Genomic DNA, 17,213 nt, shown 5'->3' on the forward strand with positions numbered 1-17,213 from the left:
TTTAAAGACGAACAATCTCTAATTTAGCTCTTAAATAAAGACACTTTCTCAAGATGGTTATCTATGTTTTTAAGTATGGTCAGGTGTAAAAACTTAAGTCGTTCCATTGCGAGGCCACTGAAAAAGTGAATTACCTGGTGAATCGGTAGTTACCAAACCATTCTAACTTAGTGTAGGCTTTTGTTTTCCGAGGCTTACCGCACGACTCACCGGGGCGAGCGCCGAGCCGCTTCACAGCTCACGCTCCTGCAGGGTCTCGGACTTTCTCGCATCTCCCGTAGGAGTCGAGCGGACACCTCTCCAAACCAACTTATTATTTGCTTTCAAATAAATAAACCTCATTTAATTTGGAGAACTAGACTTTTTCAGTGCCCTCTTCCATTGCGCTGCGGGGTCTAAAGCGTCTCTATTTCCCGCAGGAGTCGATCGTCCTCCACTCCAGTTCATTTCATTTTTAACCCCTTTTCTAAAATAAAAACACGAACGATTATGCGGACTTATCACATAATCGTTCGTGTTTATTGTTAGCTGAAATGTTTATGTCCCAGCCTCTTATGAAAAAATGAATTATGCATGCTCCTTCATTGCGCGATTAACCCTTACTCTTTCCCAAGGCTTTGATTTCCAGCGTCTAAAGGCGAATATGCCTCTGAACCATTCATCCATTCCTTGTGCAAGCCAAACTCCGAGTAACCCTAATCCTAATGTAATTCCTAAGGCATAGCTCAGTGTAACGGCGATTCCCCACATCGAAATAATGCCAATGATGACAGGGAAACGGACGTCTCCAGAAGATTTTAAGGAACTCATTAATACGATATTCATTGCTCTTCCAGGTTCTGTGAATACAACTGCCCATAAAATAGGCAAGCCGATGGCAATAATTTCATAGTTGTTTGTAAATAGCTCTAAAATTGGTTGACCGATAAATGCCATTACCAATGCTGCTACTAATGAAACCATCATTGCAAGTCTAAGGGTTTTGATTCCGCGTTGTAGGGCACGGTCAAATTGCTTTCCGCCAATATAGCGAGCAACAAGAAGCTGAGTACCTTCAGCAATAGCCAAAGTAAATAAGTAGCAGATCATAGAGATATTACTAATATATACTCTTGCCGCTAAAGAAGCATCTCCAAATGATGCAACGATTGCAGTAATCATTAACTGCGAAAATTGATAAGATAAATTTTCACCAGCGGAAGGAATGCCAATATATAGCATATCACGAATGTCTTGTTTATTAACCTTAATAAAATCTTTTATTGAAAAAGTTAAAGCAATTCTTTTATAAACAAGATAAAGCAAGACGAGAACAGCAAATGCTCTAGCAACAACAATCGTCCAGGAAACTCCGATTACACCTGTAATAGGTAAACCAAAAATGCCTAAAATACTGATAGCATAACCTAATACGCTTATCACATTCATTAAAACACTAACAATCATGGATTCTTTTGTAAAACCGTGGCTTCTTAATACAGCACTAAGTGCAAGTGAGAGAGATTCTAAGAAGAGGGACGCACCACATATACGAACAAATATTAATCCGTATTCTAATACTTCACCGCGTATATCAAAAAGTTGTAATAAATGTTCACCGAAGACAACAACGAGGGCTGCGATTATTATTCCAAACCAGAAGTTTAGACCAACTGCAGATCGGGCAAATCTTCTAGCTTTGTTAAGCTCATTAGCTCCTAGTTTTTGTCCAATTAAAATCATAGCGGCGATAGATGTTACGTTGAAGACAAGGATAAAAATTCCAAGAAGTTGATTGGCAACCCCAACCCCTGCTGCTGCGCCATCGGAATAATGGCTTAACATTAAAGTAGCGGTAACTCCCATCCCCATGTGTAAAGCAAGTTCAATAAACAATGGCCAAGATATATTAAAAAGAGACTGATTTTGTATTTTTGTTGTTGAAACGCTCAACAGTTAAGCTCCCCTTTACATTTAATAATTGCAAACATAAGAACCATTTTATGCTTATTTAGAAGAAAGTAAAGGGAAATACAATAAATTTTTTAGGGAATTTTTCAAAAATCTTGAATAAAATAATAGTTACGCCTTTTTAACCTAAATTTATGGAATCAGTCCATTATTTACCACAAGGAAATAGCCTTCAAAGAGTAATTAATGACTGATTAATCTTTAAAAATTTTTTTCGAGAAAATAGACGAAATGTAATGATGGATGTCATGACAAGTGTTACTATAGTAGATAGTTTTCATAAATAGGATACATATGGGAAGCCTAAGAAAAAACTGGGAGGAATAAGATGAAAAAGGAAATATCAAATAGAAAAGTTCTTGGTATTGCAGGACTAGGGTGGATGTTCGATGCAATGGATGTCGGAATGCTTTCCTTTATTATTACTGCACTCCAAGCAGATTGGGGATTAACGGTAAAAGAAATGGGCTGGATAGGCAGCATGAATTCCATTGGAATGGCAGTCGGGGCTCTTGTTTTTGGGTTAATGGCAGATAGAGTAGGAAGAAAACATGTATTTATGATAACATTGTTATTATTTTCCATTGGGAGTGGGTTGTCAGCCTTCACTAGTTCATTAGCAATCTTTTTAATCCTACGTTTCTTTATTGGAATGGGACTTGGTGGAGAATTGCCAGTAGCGTCTACACTAGTTTCGGAAAGTGTTCCAAAGGAAAAAAGAGGAAGAGTGGTAGTACTACTTGAAAGCTTTTGGGCTTTTGGCTGGTTACTTGCAGCAGTAATTTCCTATTTTGTTATTCCAAAGTATGGATGGCAAGTAGCATTATTAATTAGTGTACTTCCAGCATTTTATGCCATCTATTTACGATTGCATTTGCCAGATTCACCAAAATTTTTAAAAGTAGATAAAGAAAAGAAATTAACGATTAAAGAAAGCATGCAAGCAGTTTGGTCAAAGGAAAACCGGAAGCAAACGGCAACACTATGGATTTTATGGTTTTGTGTAGTGTTCTCTTATTACGGAATGTTTTTATGGCTTCCAAGTGTAATGGTTTCACAAGGTTTTAGTATGATTAAGAGCTTTGAATATGTTTTGATTATGACATTAGCACAATTACCAGGCTATGCAGTTGCAGCTTATTTAATTGAAAAAGCAGGAAGAAAATTTGTACTAGTATTATTTTTAGTTGGTACAGCAGGAAGCGCGTTTATGTTTGGGCTAGCTGATAGCACAGCAATGTTACTTACGTCAGGAATTCTTTTGTCCTTCTTCAATTTAGGAGCATGGGGAGCTCTTTATGCCTATACGCCGGAACAATATTCAACGAAGGTTCGGGGAACAGGTGCAGGGATGGCAGCAGCTATAGGAAGAGTTGGCGGAATCTTAGGACCTTTATTAGTGCCTTACTTAACAGCACAAAATGTATCGATTCCATCTATCTTTACCATTTTTTGTATCGCTGTTTTAATTGGTGCTGCAGTTGTACTTTTCTTCGGAAAAGAAACAAAGAATACAGAAATTATCTAAGAGTGGCTAGCCACTCTTTTTTTGTGTTAAATATTCTGACAAAACTTCATTTTATTAAATAATATCCATTCTATCCTTCAAATCGATCATGTTTATCTGAAATACTAATCATTTTATCCACAAATAAAAAAACAATTTTACATTCTGATTTTAATGATAACGCTTTAATATATTCTGAAATAAAATAATTATTTACATTTTCAGAATATTGGTGATATTATAACTACACACTAATTAAACGGTTTAGGAGGAGCATATCATGAAGATCAAAGCAAATACATTACCGATTATTATACTCATATTATGCTCTTAGGATTAAATGATCCCTCTTTATTATACCGGGAATTGTTTAGTCCAGTTTTTGTTATTAAAAAACAAGGCGCTAAACAGTTTGAAAGACTTGAAGGTGCCTATCCAATATTGGACAGGTTTTTTTTGTTTTTATTGGCTGTTTGTAAAGATTGTTGCTTCTATAATTATTTGAAATTGCGAGTATGGTGTAAACCCACTTCTATCAAAAAACAAGATAGGTGAAAACAGTTTTTTAAATTTATTTTATAGAATTATTTTTTAATAGAGGAGAAGAGAACGATGAAAAACAAAGAGTATTTTATGGAACGAATGTATAAAGCTTCAGCAGGAATGTCTAATGCAGTTCTTGTTACATTGGGAATGGGATTGCTGTTGGAGTCAATTGGTAAAGCATTTGGCTGGGATGTATTGATTCACATTGGCGGAGTAGCGAAGGTATTACTAGCACCTGCATTTGGGGCAGGAATTGCCTATCAATTAGGCGGAAACACATTAGTAATTTTTAGTGCAATGGTCTGTAGCACGATCGGAGGAAATGCTCTTCATGCAACAGATGCAGGAATGGTACTGGTTTCTGGCCAGCCAATCAGTGCAGTGCTAGCAGCTATTGTTGCAACATACGTCGGTAAAAGGGTGAACGGAAAAACAATCTTAGACATGGTAGCTATTCCAGCCGCAGCTATTTTAGTTGGAGGAATGGCGGGAGTTGGTTTAGCAGCAGTAACAACACCAATGCTAGAATGGATTAGTGCACAAATTACTTCTTCTGTTCAAGGCTATCCATTAGTAGCACCAATGGTTATCTCATTAGTATGGAGCATTCTACTAATGACTCCAGCATCATCGGCAGCTTTAGCAATTGCATTACAAATGGATCCTGTTTCAAGTGCAGCTGCGTTAATCGGTTGTACTGTACAATTTGTCGGATTTACAGCAATGTCTCTGCGCCAAAATGATTTAGGAGGATTTCTTGCTCAATCGATCATTACACCGAAAGTGCAGTTTCCGAATTTGGTGAAAAATCCGCTATTAATCATTCCACCTTTTGTAGCAGCGGTTATTTGTGCCCCTATTGCTACATTAGGATTTGGGTTCACGGCAACGTACGAATTGGCAGGATTAGGATTGAATTCTTTAATTGCCCCAATCAGTATTTTAGCCACACAAGGATTACAGGGATTCTTAATCTATGTGGCAGTAGGGATGGTCCTTCCAATCGTGATTACACTACCTCTATATTTTGTAATTCTTCGAGTTGGTTGGGTGAAAACAGGAGATTTGGCTATGCGAGTGCAGTAATATTTGATGATTAAAAGAGTCGCCAGTTTAAGGCGACTCTTTTAATGTGTGAAGAATGATACAAAAAAGTTAGGGAAATATAGGAAGGGATAATTTTCTTGTGAATTCTATCACAAAATAGTTGCAATAAGAAATATTCGATGTATAATAAAGGTGTGAACGAAATGTGAATTCTATCACAATATATGTGATTTTTTTCACTAATTAAGTGAAGTTTTTCACATTATAATCTATTACAAAAGGAGTTTTTAAACGATGAAAGTAGTTGTAATTGGATGTACACATGCTGGAACAGCAGCAGTAAAAACGCTAGCTAATTTAAATAAAAACATAGATATAACGGTTTATGAAAAAAACAATAATGTTTCCTTTTTATCTTGTGGAATTGCTTTATATGTCGGTGGTGTGGCAAAGGATGCTAGTCAATTATTTTATTCCTCACCAGAAGAACTGAAATCTCTTGGAGCAACTATGCATATGGAGCATGAAGTATTAGAGGTTGATACAGTAAACAAGGAAGTACATGTGAAAGACTTAACTACAGGGGAAGAAAAGATTGATCATTATGATAAATTGGTGATGACAACAGGCTCTTGGCCAATTATTCCGCCAATTGATGGCATTAACTTAGATAATATTTTGCTATCAAAAAACTATAATCAAGCAAATGAAATTATTGAACGATCCAAGAATGTAAAGAGCGTGACAGTAATCGGAGCTGGATATATTGGTGTAGAGTTAGTTGAAGCATTTGCATTAAATGGAAAAAACGTAACGTTAATTGATAGCGAAGAACGCATCTTAAATAAGTATTTAGATCAAGAATTTACAGATGTGGTAGAGGCTGAATTTGCAGAGCGCAATATTAACTTAGCTTTACAACAAACGGTAACAAAATTTGAAGGAAATGAGCAAGGAAAAGTAACAAAGGTTTACACAACAAAAGGGGAATATGAAACAGATTTAGTTATCCTATGTGTCGGCTTTAGACCAAATACGAATCTTTTAAAAGGAAAAGTAGATCTATTACCTAACGGTGCGATTAAGATTAATGAGTATATGCAATCAAGCAACCCAGATATTTATGCAGCAGGTGATAGCTGTGCGGTTAATTACAATCCAACAGGAGAAAAAGTATATATCCCTCTTGCGACAAATGCTGTTCGAATGGGAACATTAGTAGGACACAATATTGCGGGGCATCCATTGAAGTATATGGGGACACAAGGGACTTCAGGATTGCATATTTTTGGATTGAATATGGCATCGACTGGTTTAACAGAAGTAACTGCAAAGCATAATAATATTCCTTATGAAGTAGTAGAAGTTATTGATAATGATCGCCCTGAATTTATGCCAACATTCCATGAAATTCGCTTAAAAGTTCTTTTCCATAAAGAGACTAGAAACATTTTAGGAGCACAATTGATTTCAAAAGCAGATGTTACTCAAATGATGAACACATTATCTGTATGTATTCAAACGAAAATGACGATCGAAGAATTAGGATTTATCGATTTCTTCTTCCAACCACATTTTAATAAACCGTGGAACACATTGAATCAGGCAGGATTAGCTGCTTTAGCGAAAAAGAAAGAACTTATTGAGCAATAGGTATTTAGAAGAAATGGAATCATCTCTATAATCAAAGGGATGATTCTTTCTTTTTGGGGGAAAAGAAACGTATACTAGTAAGAAATAATTGAGGAGACGGACAATGATTGATTACATAAACCAGCCAACAGAAGACATTGCAAGAAAACTGTTAGGAAAGATTCTTATTCACCAGACGCCGACTCATTCGTATAGTGGTTATATTGTGGAGACAGAGGCTTATATTGGGGTGGAGGATATGGCTTGTCATAGTTATGCTGGAAGACGCACCCCTAGGTTAGAATCCATGTATAAAATAGGGGGGACAATTTATATTTACACAATGCATACCCATCAGATGCTAAATATTGTAACAAAAAAAGTGGGTGATCCGCAGGCTGTCCTGATTCGAGCAATTGAACCCCTTGGCGGAATAGAATGGATGGAACGTAATCGAAAAACAAAAGGGGTAACAATCTGTAATGGCCCTGGGAAATTAACGAAAGCAATGGAAATCACAAAAGCTTTAGATGGAAATGTAATAAATGGAACGTCATTATTTATTACGGATGGAAAAAAACCATTACAAATAGAAGAATCAGCAAGAATCGGTATTCCCAATAAAGAAGAGTGGACTTCAAAACCGTTACGATACTATGTAAAAGGGCATCCTTTTGTTTCAGGGATGAAAAAAGGAGAGATGGATTTAAAAGGAGAATTATGGAAATGAAAAAGTAGGGTAACTTTCTCTATAGAAAGAGTTACCCATTTTTCCTTTGAATGAATTCACAACATTTTCCCTTCCTTGACTTTTCCAATGAAAGGTTTCTCATACACTAATTTGATGAAGTAGCCATATAAAGCTGCTAAGATTTGTTGGAATAGCATGCCGATAACGACAGGAACAGCTGCTGCTGGAGGGAAGAAGCTTACAGCAAGAACTGCCCCTGCACTAATATTTCTCATGCCCCCAGAATAAATCATTGCAACAATTTCCTCTTTCCTTCTTCTCGTTAAGATTCCTAATATCCATGCGAAAAAGTAACCAGATAATGAAATGATAAAAATAGTAAGTGTTACTTGAAGGAACTTCTTATCAATATTCCGCAAATAAGGTGCCACGACAGAACTATTAATACTAACAACAAGCGCTAAGCCAATTTTGGAAAAGGGAGAAAGTGTCTGATTCCATGCTTTTGCTTTTTCCTTTGAAAATTGATTAACAAGCATACCGGCAATCGAGGGCAAAACAATCATTCCAAGAAGCCCCTTCATCATTCCCCAAACTTCTAATTCAACAGCTTCTCCAACAAATAAACTCATACTTAAAGGGACAAGAAATGGAGAAAGTAAAGTATCTAATAGAATAATAGCAAGCGTAAGCGCGATATTTCCTTTATATAGACTAACCCAAATAACACTTGTAATCCCAGTAGGAATAACAACAGCCAAAGTAAGACCAGTAATGGTATAGGCATCCCCTTGGAAAAATAGATGTCCGATTAGAAAAGCCCATAAAGGAGTGACGATATGAAGAATAGCCAGTGTTAACAGTAAAGAAAGCGGGTGAGTAATCGTATATTTCACCGATTGAAAGTTAGATGTCAAGCTACCTACAAAAGTCATAATCGCAAAAATCCATGGTACTAAGTAAGCGGCATGATGCAATACACCGGCTAGCAATACACCAATGACTACACTCACAGGGGTTAAAATCGGCATCCACTTTCCAAGAAAAGCATTCATTTTTTGTAACATGTACAGGACTCCAGTTCTTGAAAAAAAATATACGTTCATTTTAACACATAATTTATCTGTGTTTGTTATAATTTTCAGATTATTAAAAAAGCAGAAGAAAGGTTTTTTTAACTAGATAGCTTTTTTCTATAATAATTATCCCATTCGCCTATTTTTACATATAGTATAGCAAGAGCAAGTTTAGAAATGTGGAACGTTCATTGAAAATCTAGAATTTCTATGTAAATAATACGCAAATACAATGAATATTTCAGAATGGGGAGGGATGCAGGTTGTACAAATTAGAGGTAATAAAAAGTGGTAAGGTTTTTCGGAAAAATGGAAAAGAATTTTTCGCATTAAAGGATGCGAATTTGCAGATTCCAGAGGGGAAATTTGTCAGTATCATTGGTCCTAGTGGTTGTGGAAAATCAACGTTATTTAATATTATTGCTGGATTAATAAAACCATCTACTGGTCATGTCTTTTTAGACGGAAAAGATATTGTTGGTAAAAGTGGGCATGTCGGCTATATGCTCCAAAAAGATTTGCTCCTGCCGTGGAGAAATATTCTCCATAATGTGATTTTAGGATTAGAAGTAAAAGGTGTTCCGAAAAAAGAGGCAATCCAAAGAGCCTTGCCTTTGTTAGAAAGATACGGATTAGAAGGATTTGAGAAACATTTCCCAGAGGAATTATCTGGAGGGATGAGACAACGAGCAGCTTTGTTAAGGACTTTGCTTTATGATCAAGATGTTATTTTATTGGATGAACCTTTTGGAGCATTGGATGCACAAACGCGATTGCTTATGCAGGAATGGCTTTTACAAATATGGGGAGATTTTAAGAAAACGATTCTCTTTATCACACATGATATTGATGAAGCCATTTTTTTATCTGATGAAATATATATTCTCACACCAAGACCGGGAACGATTAAGGAAAAGGTATCCATTCATTTACCGAGACCACGAACTGAACAAACCCTTCTGGACCCTGCGTTTATTCAATTAAAGGAATATGTTCTACAAGCGCTGAAGTCGAATGAAGAAACAGAATAAGGAAGGAGGGCTATGTATGGAAACAAAAAGAGAATTTTATATCGAGGATGAAGAAGCCATTGCGAAAAGGAGAAAGAATTTTACCCGGATAGGACAATGGAGCTTTGGAATTCTTTTTCTTCTAGCATGGGAACTGCTGTCCAAATGGAAGGTTATTGATTCCTATTATTGGAGCAGTCCAACTACGATATGGAAAACAGGTTATATAGCTTGGACAGAGGGCTCGTTATGGAATGATTTAATATACACATCAGGGGCAACCATCTTTGGTTTTGGATTAGGAACCTTTTTTGGCGCCTTATTAGGGCTTTCCTTCTGGTGGTCCTACTATTATTCTCGTATTTCAGAACCGTATTTAATTGCATTTAATGCCGTCCCGAAGCTAGCTTTGGCACCGGTCCTTGTTATTTTATTTGGAATAGGCTTTGGCTCCAAAGTAGTTCTCGCTTTTATGATGACCATTATTACTACAGCTCTTGCGGCATATAGTGGTGTGAAGGCAGTAGATAAGGATTTGGAAAAATTAATGTATTCTCTCGGTGCCAAGAGATGGCATGTCTTCACAAAAGTTGTCATACCAACTACGATGCCATGGATTGTAAGTAGTTTGAAAATAAATATTGCTTTAGCTTTGGCAGGTACCATCGTTGGCGAATTTATAAGCTCCAGACAAGGCATTGGCAGAATGATTCTATATGCAGGCCAAATTATGAACATTAATCTCGTCTGGGTCGGAGTAGCAGTATTGTCCATCTTATCGATTGTTATGTACTTTGCTACTGTATGGATAGAAAAGCTTCTGTTAAAAGGGAGAAATGTTGAATAAGATATTTTCCTTTTGGAAAGCACATAATGAGAAAAAATGCTCCATATATATGAAATAGAATAGTTAGTTCCATCATCCACATTATACTTCTTATTCATCTTCCTTTTTCAATCCACTAATCATTTTTCCCATTCTATTTATATATAAAAAGGGGGCATTACCTTTGAAAAAGTGCAGGATTTTTTTACTTGCATGTCTTAGTATTGTGTTGATCCTTTCTGGATGTAGTTCACATGAGGGGGCAAATGAAACGAAGGATGGTTTGCGAAAGCTTGTTATCTCTGAGCCCGTTCACTTGATTGGCTATCTTCCACTATATGTTGCGATAGAGGAAGGTTATTTTGAAGAAGAGGGACTGGAGGTAGAAGTTATAACAGCAACAGGAGGTGCTCATGTTACTTCTGTTGTGAGCGGAGATGCTTGGGGAGTAATTGGCGGACCAGATTCCAATCAAATGGCGAATCTGGGAAGCTCTGATCCTATTCAGTCAGTAGTCAATGTTGTCAATCGAGCAAATGTCTATTTGATGGGAAATTCAGATGAACCAGTTGATAGTGAGAATGAGGAAGAGCTGGCAAATTATTTAAAAGGAAAAACGATTGCTGCGGGTCGATATGGAGGAAGCCCCAACCTGTTGACAAGATGGCTGTTAATGGAGTTAGGATTGGATCCTGAAAAAGATGTAACACTAGAAGAACCAGCTGATGCAAGTGCAGTTGTGTCCCTAGTGGAATCTGGGAATGCTGATATTGCAAACGGAGGAGAACCACAAATTACAGAAGGAATGAACAAAGGCGTCTGGAAAGAACCGTTTTATAGCTTCGCTAGTTTAGGAGATTATCCGTATTCAGTTGTCAGTGTCAAAAAATCCACAATAGAAAAAGAGCCAGAAGTAGTGGAGAGCTTTGTCAGAGCAGTATTAAAGGGATTAGAAACAGTGGAGGATAATCCGGAACTATCCATGCAAGTGCTAAAAGCGGAATTCCCTTCCACATCAGTGGAAAGTCTGCAGGCTTCGCTAGATCGAGCTTATGCAGATGAATTATGGAGTAAAGATGGCTATATTTCCGAAGAATCTGTAGCAAAACCAATGGATGTCGTAGAAAAGACGGGTGTATACACAGAAGGCTATAACTACGATGAATTAATCGACATGCAGTTTGTGGATAAATTGTCAGAAGAGTAAAGTAGTCTAGAAGTGTTCTATACTAGTTAGTTGAAAGGATACTCCAATACCTTTAATTAAAGAAAAATAGTGCTTTTTGTTAGAAAGGAAATAAGTTACAATAAAGAGCATAAGCATATATTGACTACTAGGGGTGCCAGGTGATGGCTGAGAGAAAAACCTGTTCGTTTTTTAACCCTAAAGACCTGATCTGGATTATGCCAGCGTAGGGAAGTAGCAGATTAACTCTATTTCTTTTTGACTTTATCAGTCAGGTCTGTTTAGATCTGGCTTTTTTGTTGTTTATCAATGGTCAGTATGTAAATAGACGATATTCATGTATTCATTCCTACGTATCAGTCGGTGCCGTTACTTTTATGCTTAAAATGATTAAGAGGAGGAAATGAATTTGAAAAGAACGAAACTTCTAGTGTTAATGGCTATGTTTACTGCTATTGGCACATATGGTTCCACCCTTCTTTGGTTTCCAGCAGGTATTGCCAAAGCATACCCAGTTCAACATGCGTTAAATGTAATAGCTGGAGTCATACTCGGTCCAATTCCGGCAGTGATCATTGCCTTTGCAACTTCACTGTTAAGAAATTTATTAGGAACTGGATCTTTATTAGCCTTCCCAGGAAGTATGATTGGTGCACTTTTGGCAGGTTATCTATTTCATAAAACCTCGAAGCCGATTTTTGCTGCATTAGGAGAATTTGTTGGAACAGGAATCATTGCTTCTTTAGTTGCAGTGCCTTATGCTTCCGTTTTGTTAGGCACAAAGACAGGGGCATTATTTTACCTGCCATCCTTTGCTGTTAGTAGTTTTGCAGGGGCTATTATCGGTTTAGTGCTAGTCAGTCGTTTGGTAAAAATAAAGTCGTTTCAAATGTTAAACCAAAATTAATAGAATAGATATTAGGACCGGTTAGGAAAGTCATGTGACTTGTGCTAATCGGTTTTTTTGTGAGTAAGTCGACTGCTTTTGTGGATAAAATGTGGATAATATAGTAAATTTGGTGCTTCTGTGGAAAAATAAGTGGTAATGAGAAAGAAATATTCGGTCGGAAAACTGGCATTAGGAATTTATTGTGGAAAAAAACTGTTTGGTGAAGAGCTGAAAGGGTGTAATGTGGATTATTTGTGGAAAAAAGAGTTTTCATAAAGAGGATGAAAGCCATATTTAATAGGTTGGTTGAGAAAAAGGGTGTTCATAAAGAGCAAGCAAGCTTTTACTAGATTCGTATAGAAAAGAAGAGTTTATAAAGAAAAATAACTTTAGCCAAATCCCGGAGTAAAAGTCACCAGAAGTTACTTCATTAGAAAACCATCTTTTAATCCAGGCGGATATTTGTAGTAACAAATACCCACCTATTCTTACTAATTAATAATTCCGTTCAATGACAAAGTGCGCTCTGTCACCTCTATAAATCGTCTTTGAATATTCAATAGCTGTTTCATCCTCTGCATAAGCAAAAGTTTCCAATAAAAAACAAGGGGAGCCAGCTGGTATCTTTAACATCTTAGAAATCGTGTCATCTGCCAAAATCAATTCAAGATGCTCTACTGTTTTGCTTATCTTAATATTGTATTTTGTTTCAAGCATTTTATATAAGGATTTTTCACATGCCGAACTATCTAATCCAGGTACTTTATACCAGGGTAGATAAGAGATTTCATATTGAAGAGGAGCATCGTTTACATAACGCATCCGTTCTAGGCAGTTAACTGGTTCTCCTATGTTTTGGTTAAATTGTTTGGCAAGGAAGTCTGTGGCTTCTATGACTTTAAGCTGTAGTACTTTTATAGATGGATCTTTCCCCTGCATCATAATTTGTTCAGAGAACTGTTCCACTGTACTAGTTAAAGATTGTTTTACTTTATTTTCCGCAACAAAGGTACCTTTCCCTTGCACTCGGTACACATATCCTTCCACCGTTAGCTGTTGCAGTGCAGTGCGGATGGTTGTTCTACTAACTCCAAACGTTTTGCAAAATTCTGCCTCAGTTGGCAATTTAGTATCCGGTTGATATTCGCCACTTTTAATCATGTTGATAATAGACTCTTTTACAATGGAGTGCAGTGCAGCTTCTTTGTTTATTTCTTCCACAATCGTTTCCCTCCGTAATATCTATATGTATAGAATATCTTTTCTAATCTTAATAAGCAAACAATTAATAAATTTGTAATAACAAATAAAAATATATTGAAATATAAACAATTTGTTATTACAATATAGACAAGGGTTTTCCCTATTTCTTTATCTCACTTAAGAAAGCAGACTAGCCGAGGAATTCGCAAGTAAAATAATCAGAAGGGATATCCGTTTTTTTAAAATTAAAAGTCAGAATAATCTATCAATTAAAAGGGGATGAATTATTGAATATTCTATTATGTTGTTCAGCTGGAATGTCTACAAGTTTATTAGTTTCGAAGATGGAACAAAGTGCAAAAAAACAAGGGATAGACTGCAAGATTTGGGCGATAGCAACCTCTGAAGTAAATGACGAGATAGAGAACGCTGATGTCGTTTTGTTAGGCCCTCAAGTACGATTTCTATTGCCTCAAGTAAAAAAAGCAGGCGATCAAAAAGGGATTCCTGTTGCAACCATTAACCCGCAAGACTACGGACTATGCGATGGTGAAAAAGTGTTGGAACAAGCCACTACTTTAATTAAGGGGGAATAAAGAAATGATGGGATTTATTGAGAAATTTATTATGCCATTTGCATTAAAGCTCGGTAATCAAAGACATCTGCTTGCGATTAGGGATACATTAATTGGTATGATTGCTATTACTATTGTAGGTTCCTTTGCAGTACTTTTTAATAATCTTGGGCAAATTATTCCGCCATATGGAAGAATGATGGAAGCAATATTTGGTCCAAACTGGTCAACGCTAGGTGGGGATATATGGTTTGGAACATTTGCTTTTCTCTCCGTTTTTGCGGTATTTGGAATTTCTTATAAATTGGCTAGATCTTATGGAGATGAAGGCTTTGAGGCAATGCTCATTTCTGCAGCATGCTTCTTCTTGTTATTACCTCAAACAGCGAATGTAACGTTACCCTTAGATGAAGCAGCTAGCGAAACAGTTGCTGGTGGAGTCTGGGGATTAGTATCCGTTAACTATTTCAACGCTACAGCCCTTTTTACAGCCATTATCGTAGCATTGATTACAACAGAAATTTTCTTACGTTTATCTAAAATTAAAGCATTGGTTATAAAAATGCCAGATGGGGTACCGCCAGCTGTTTCTAAGTCATTCGCAAAATTAGTGCCAGGTATGGGAACTATTTTTTTAGCAGGACTATTTGGGGTAGTTTTCAGAATGGTTACAGATGGAAAGGTACTAAATGATTGGTTAAATACAGTGATTGTATCCCCATTAACAAATGCTGTTGATTCTCTTCCTTTTGCCATATTAAGTGTATTGTTAATACACTTATTCTGGATGTTAGGCTTACACGGGACAAATGTATTAGGTGGAATTACGACGCCTTTGTTTGAAAAAACAGGAGCTGAAAACATCGATTTAGCTCAAGCGGGAGTAAAAGCATTAGGAGAATATCATATCCTTGCAGGTTCATTTCTCGATGCGTTTGTGTTTTTAGGTGGAGCCGGTGCAACCTTAGGATTAATTATTGCCATGATTATTGCAGGAAGAAAACGATATAAGCAGATGATTGGGCTTGGTGGGGCTCCGGGTGTTTTCCAAATTAATGAGCCAATTCTATTTGGTCTACCAATTGTTTTAAATCCAATTTGGTTTATTCCGTTTGTACTTGGACCTGTTATTACAACTATTATCTCGTATCTTGCAGTTGAATACGGAATTGTCCCACCAGTAACTGCAAAAATCCCGTGGGTAACACCACCGATAGTCGGCGGCTACTTAGCGACTGGGGGAAGCTTTCTGGGGGCTGGCTTGGCTGCTTTAAATTTACTTATATCAACGGTTGTTTATTTACCATTTGTTTATGCGCAGGTCAAAATTGATTCAAAAAATAAAACAGAGCTTGCAAAAGATTCCGATTCTGTAAGTGTCTGAAAGAAAGTAGGGAAATAAGGTGAATACGGAAGAATTATACCAACTCTCCTTTCAGCTGATTTTACATAGCGGAAATGCGAGAAGCTTTGCGATGGAAGCCATACAGGATGCGAAAAAAAAGGATTTTCATGCTGCCAAAAAGAAGTTAACAGAGTCAGATACGAACTATCAGAGGCTCATAAAATCCAGACAAAATTACTCCATCTGGAGGCTGGTGGGGACCAATTTATGATTCCGATTATCCTTATCCATGCACAAGATCACCTAATGACAGCAATGACATTGAAAGACCTTGCTCTTGAGATTATTGAATTGCGAGAAGAAGTTTTGCAACAGACAACGAGAAAGGGGATGGCAGAATGAGCCAAGGCTTAAAAATAGTTACTATAGGTGGAGGCTCAAGCTATACGCCTGAACTAATCGAGGGCTTTATTAAGTACCATGAAGAATTACCTGTAAAAGAAATATGGCTTGTTGATATTGAAGAAGGTAAAGAAAAGTTGGAAATTGTCGGCGAATTAGCGCGTAGAATGGTAGCAAAGGCGGGTGTTTCGATTGATATTTTTCTCACATTAGATCGGAGAAAGGCGCTTGGCGGGGCTGATTTTGTTACAACCCAATTGCGGGTGGGGCAGCTTGCAGCAAGAGCGCTTGATGAGAAAATTCCGTTGAAGCATGGCGTCATTGGTCAAGAAACAAACGGACCTGGCGGATTATTTAAAGCGTTTCGGACTATTCCAGTTATGTTGGAAATAGCGAAAGAGATGGAAGAACTCTGTCCCGATGCTTGGTTAATTAACTTTACAAACCCTGCTGGAATGGTAACAGAAGCAGTTTTGCGCTACAGTGGGATTTCAAAAGTTGTTGGTTTATGCAATGTACCGATTGGAATGGAACGAGGGGTTGCGGATTTATTGAATGTCGATCCTGCAAGAGTAAGAATAGATTTCGCAGGTCTGAATCATATGGTTTACGGAATTGATGTGTTTGTTGACGGCAAAAGTGTGAAGAGTGAGATAATCGAATTAATAACAGACCCTGACAAAGCAATTACGATGAAAAATATTCATGCGATGGGCTGGGAGCCTTCATTTTTAAGAGGATTAAATTTATTCCCTTGTCCATATCACAATTATTATTACAAAACAGGAGATGTACTTGCACAGGAGTTAAAGGATGCGGAAAAAGGGCAAACTCGTGCGGAAGTGGTGCAAAAATTAGAAGCGGGATTATTTGAATTATATAAAGACCCAGAACTTGCTATAAAACCTCCCCAGTTAGAAAAACGTGGAGGCGCATACTATAGCGATGCTGCTGTTCGTCTAATTCGTTCTATGTATATGGATAAATGTGATATCCAAGCAGTCAATACAGTGAACCATGGTGCAATTACGGGAATTCCATATGAATCAGCAGTGGAAGTCAGTTGTATTATTACGAAAGACGGACCGAAGCCGATCACGGTTGGAGAGCTTCCAATAGCGGTTCAAGGATTAGTTATGCAAATCAAATCCTTTGAAAGAGTAGCTATTGAAGCAGCTATTTCTGGCGATTATGAGAAAGCGCTGCTTGCCATGACCATTAATCCACTCGTGCCAAGTGACCGAGTTGCTAAGCTAATTCTTGATGAAATGCTAGAAGCACATAGAGCGTATTTACCACAGTTTTTCCGGAAAAAAGTGTTTGTATAA

General features: G+C 37.2%; 14 protein-coding genes, 1 pseudogene and 1 riboswitch. Of the genes and pseudogenes, 12 read left to right on the top strand and 3 right to left on the bottom strand.

Translation table 11 applies throughout. From position 1 onward, the window contains the following. Positions 1–567 precede the first annotated feature (567 nt). Complete coding sequence (locus QQZ16_RS20925) at positions 568–1,932, bottom strand: MATE family efflux transporter (RefSeq protein WP_284561751.1); 1,365 nt, start codon at positions 1,930–1,932, stop codon at positions 568–570. Between the two features lie 346 nt (positions 1,933–2,278). Here QQZ16_RS20925 and QQZ16_RS20930 point away from each other — a divergent pair, with 346 nt between their 5' ends. The 4 genes from QQZ16_RS20930 to QQZ16_RS20945 all read left to right on the top strand — a co-directional run bounded on the left by QQZ16_RS20930 (position 2,279) and on the right by QQZ16_RS20945 (position 7,412). Next, positions 2,279–3,478, top strand: coding sequence for an MFS transporter (locus QQZ16_RS20930; RefSeq protein WP_031537673.1), 1,200 nt, complete (start codon positions 2,279–2,281; stop codon positions 3,476–3,478). Between the two features lie 591 nt (positions 3,479–4,069). Then, complete coding sequence (locus tag QQZ16_RS20935) at positions 4,070–5,089, top strand: PTS transporter subunit IIC (protein WP_235251738.1); 1,020 nt, start codon at positions 4,070–4,072, stop codon at positions 5,087–5,089. Positions 5,090–5,344: 255 nt separating this feature from the next. Further along, positions 5,345–6,703 (top strand): FAD-dependent oxidoreductase, encoded by a 1,359-nt coding sequence (locus QQZ16_RS20940; RefSeq protein ID WP_031537676.1) that lies wholly within the window; start codon positions 5,345–5,347, stop codon positions 6,701–6,703. Positions 6,704–6,809: 106 nt separating this feature from the next. Beyond that, the gene (locus tag QQZ16_RS20945) at positions 6,810–7,412 is read left to right on the top strand and encodes a DNA-3-methyladenine glycosylase (RefSeq protein WP_031537677.1); all 603 of its coding nucleotides are present in this window, start codon (positions 6,810–6,812) and stop codon (positions 7,410–7,412) included. A gap of 56 nt (positions 7,413–7,468) precedes the next feature. On the opposite strand, the gene QQZ16_RS20950 is transcribed toward QQZ16_RS20945, so the two are convergent. After that, positions 7,469–8,440 (bottom strand): bile acid:sodium symporter family protein, encoded by a 972-nt coding sequence (locus QQZ16_RS20950; RefSeq protein ID WP_235251737.1) that lies wholly within the window; start codon positions 8,438–8,440, stop codon positions 7,469–7,471. Positions 8,441–8,712: 272 nt separating this feature from the next. Between QQZ16_RS20950 and QQZ16_RS20955 the strand changes: the two genes are divergently transcribed. From QQZ16_RS20955 to thiW, 4 genes are all read left to right on the top strand, one after another. Beyond that, positions 8,713–9,480 carry an ABC transporter ATP-binding protein gene (locus QQZ16_RS20955; protein WP_031537680.1) on the top strand — a complete coding sequence of 256 codons (768 nt, stop codon included), beginning with the start codon at positions 8,713–8,715 and terminating at the stop codon, positions 9,478–9,480. Positions 9,481–9,496: 16 nt separating this feature from the next. Beyond that, positions 9,497–10,306, top strand: a complete 810-nt coding sequence (locus tag QQZ16_RS20960; protein ID WP_031537682.1) for an ABC transporter permease — start codon at positions 9,497–9,499, stop codon at positions 10,304–10,306. 163 nt (positions 10,307–10,469) lie between these two features. Beyond that, on the top strand, positions 10,470–11,492 hold the full coding sequence (locus QQZ16_RS20965) for an ABC transporter substrate-binding protein (protein WP_109768776.1): 1,023 nt from the start codon (positions 10,470–10,472) through the stop codon (positions 11,490–11,492). 119 nt (positions 11,493–11,611) lie between these two features. Beyond that, a riboswitch (TPP riboswitch) is annotated at positions 11,612–11,721 on the top strand. Positions 11,722–11,880: 159 nt separating this feature from the next. Continuing rightward, positions 11,881–12,378 carry an energy coupling factor transporter S component ThiW gene (gene thiW, locus QQZ16_RS20970; protein ID WP_048717435.1) on the top strand — a complete coding sequence of 166 codons (498 nt, stop codon included), beginning with the start codon at positions 11,881–11,883 and terminating at the stop codon, positions 12,376–12,378. Between the two features lie 477 nt (positions 12,379–12,855). Here thiW and QQZ16_RS20975 read toward each other — a convergent pair whose 3' ends face one another. After that, positions 12,856–13,581: a GntR family transcriptional regulator gene (locus QQZ16_RS20975; protein ID WP_048717433.1), complete on the bottom strand. Its 726-nt coding sequence runs from the start codon at positions 13,579–13,581 to the stop codon at positions 12,856–12,858. A 269-nt stretch (positions 13,582–13,850) separates the two neighbouring features. Between QQZ16_RS20975 and QQZ16_RS20980 the strand changes: the two genes are divergently transcribed. From QQZ16_RS20980 to QQZ16_RS20995, 4 genes and pseudogenes are all read left to right on the top strand, one after another. Further along, entirely contained in the window at positions 13,851–14,159 is a 309-nt protein-coding gene (locus QQZ16_RS20980; RefSeq protein ID WP_048717431.1) for a PTS sugar transporter subunit IIB, read from the top strand. Between the two features lie 4 nt (positions 14,160–14,163). Then, the gene (locus tag QQZ16_RS20985; RefSeq protein ID WP_235251736.1) at positions 14,164–15,522 is read left to right on the top strand and encodes a PTS sugar transporter subunit IIC; all 1,359 of its coding nucleotides are present in this window, start codon (positions 14,164–14,166) and stop codon (positions 15,520–15,522) included. Between the two features lie 91 nt (positions 15,523–15,613). Then, positions 15,614–15,885 (top strand): annotated as a pseudogene (locus QQZ16_RS20990) (PTS lactose/cellobiose transporter subunit IIA). Beyond that, positions 15,882–17,213 carry a 6-phospho-beta-glucosidase gene (locus QQZ16_RS20995; protein ID WP_235251735.1) on the top strand — a complete coding sequence of 444 codons (1,332 nt, stop codon included), beginning with the start codon at positions 15,882–15,884 and terminating at the stop codon, positions 17,211–17,213. Before QQZ16_RS20990 ends, QQZ16_RS20995 begins: the two are co-directional and overlap by 4 nt.

The sequence above is a fragment of the Bacillus sp. T2.9-1 genome (assembly GCF_950097965.1).
Taxonomy (GTDB): Bacteria; Bacillota; Bacilli; order Bacillales; family Cytobacillaceae; genus Niallia; species Niallia hominis.

Bases quoted from the DNA above. Each gene is read 5' to 3' on its own strand.
- QQZ16_RS20930 (WP_031537673.1), top strand. From the start codon at position 2,279: ATGAAAAAGGAAATATCAAATAGAAAAGTTCTTGGTATTGCAGGACTA.
- QQZ16_RS20935 (WP_235251738.1), top strand. From the start codon at position 4,070: ATGAAAAACAAAGAGTATTTTATGGAACGAATGTATAAAGCTTCAGCA.
- QQZ16_RS20940 (WP_031537676.1), top strand. From the start codon at position 5,345: ATGAAAGTAGTTGTAATTGGATGTACACATGCTGGAACAGCAGCAGTA.
- QQZ16_RS20950 (WP_235251737.1), bottom strand. From the start codon at position 8,440: ATGTTACAAAAAATGAATGCTTTTCTTGGAAAGTGGATGCCGATTTTA.
- QQZ16_RS20960 (WP_031537682.1), top strand. From the start codon at position 9,497: ATGGAAACAAAAAGAGAATTTTATATCGAGGATGAAGAAGCCATTGCG.
- QQZ16_RS20985 (WP_235251736.1), top strand. From the start codon at position 14,164: ATGATGGGATTTATTGAGAAATTTATTATGCCATTTGCATTAAAGCTC.
- QQZ16_RS20995 (WP_235251735.1), top strand. From the start codon at position 15,882: ATGAGCCAAGGCTTAAAAATAGTTACTATAGGTGGAGGCTCAAGCTAT.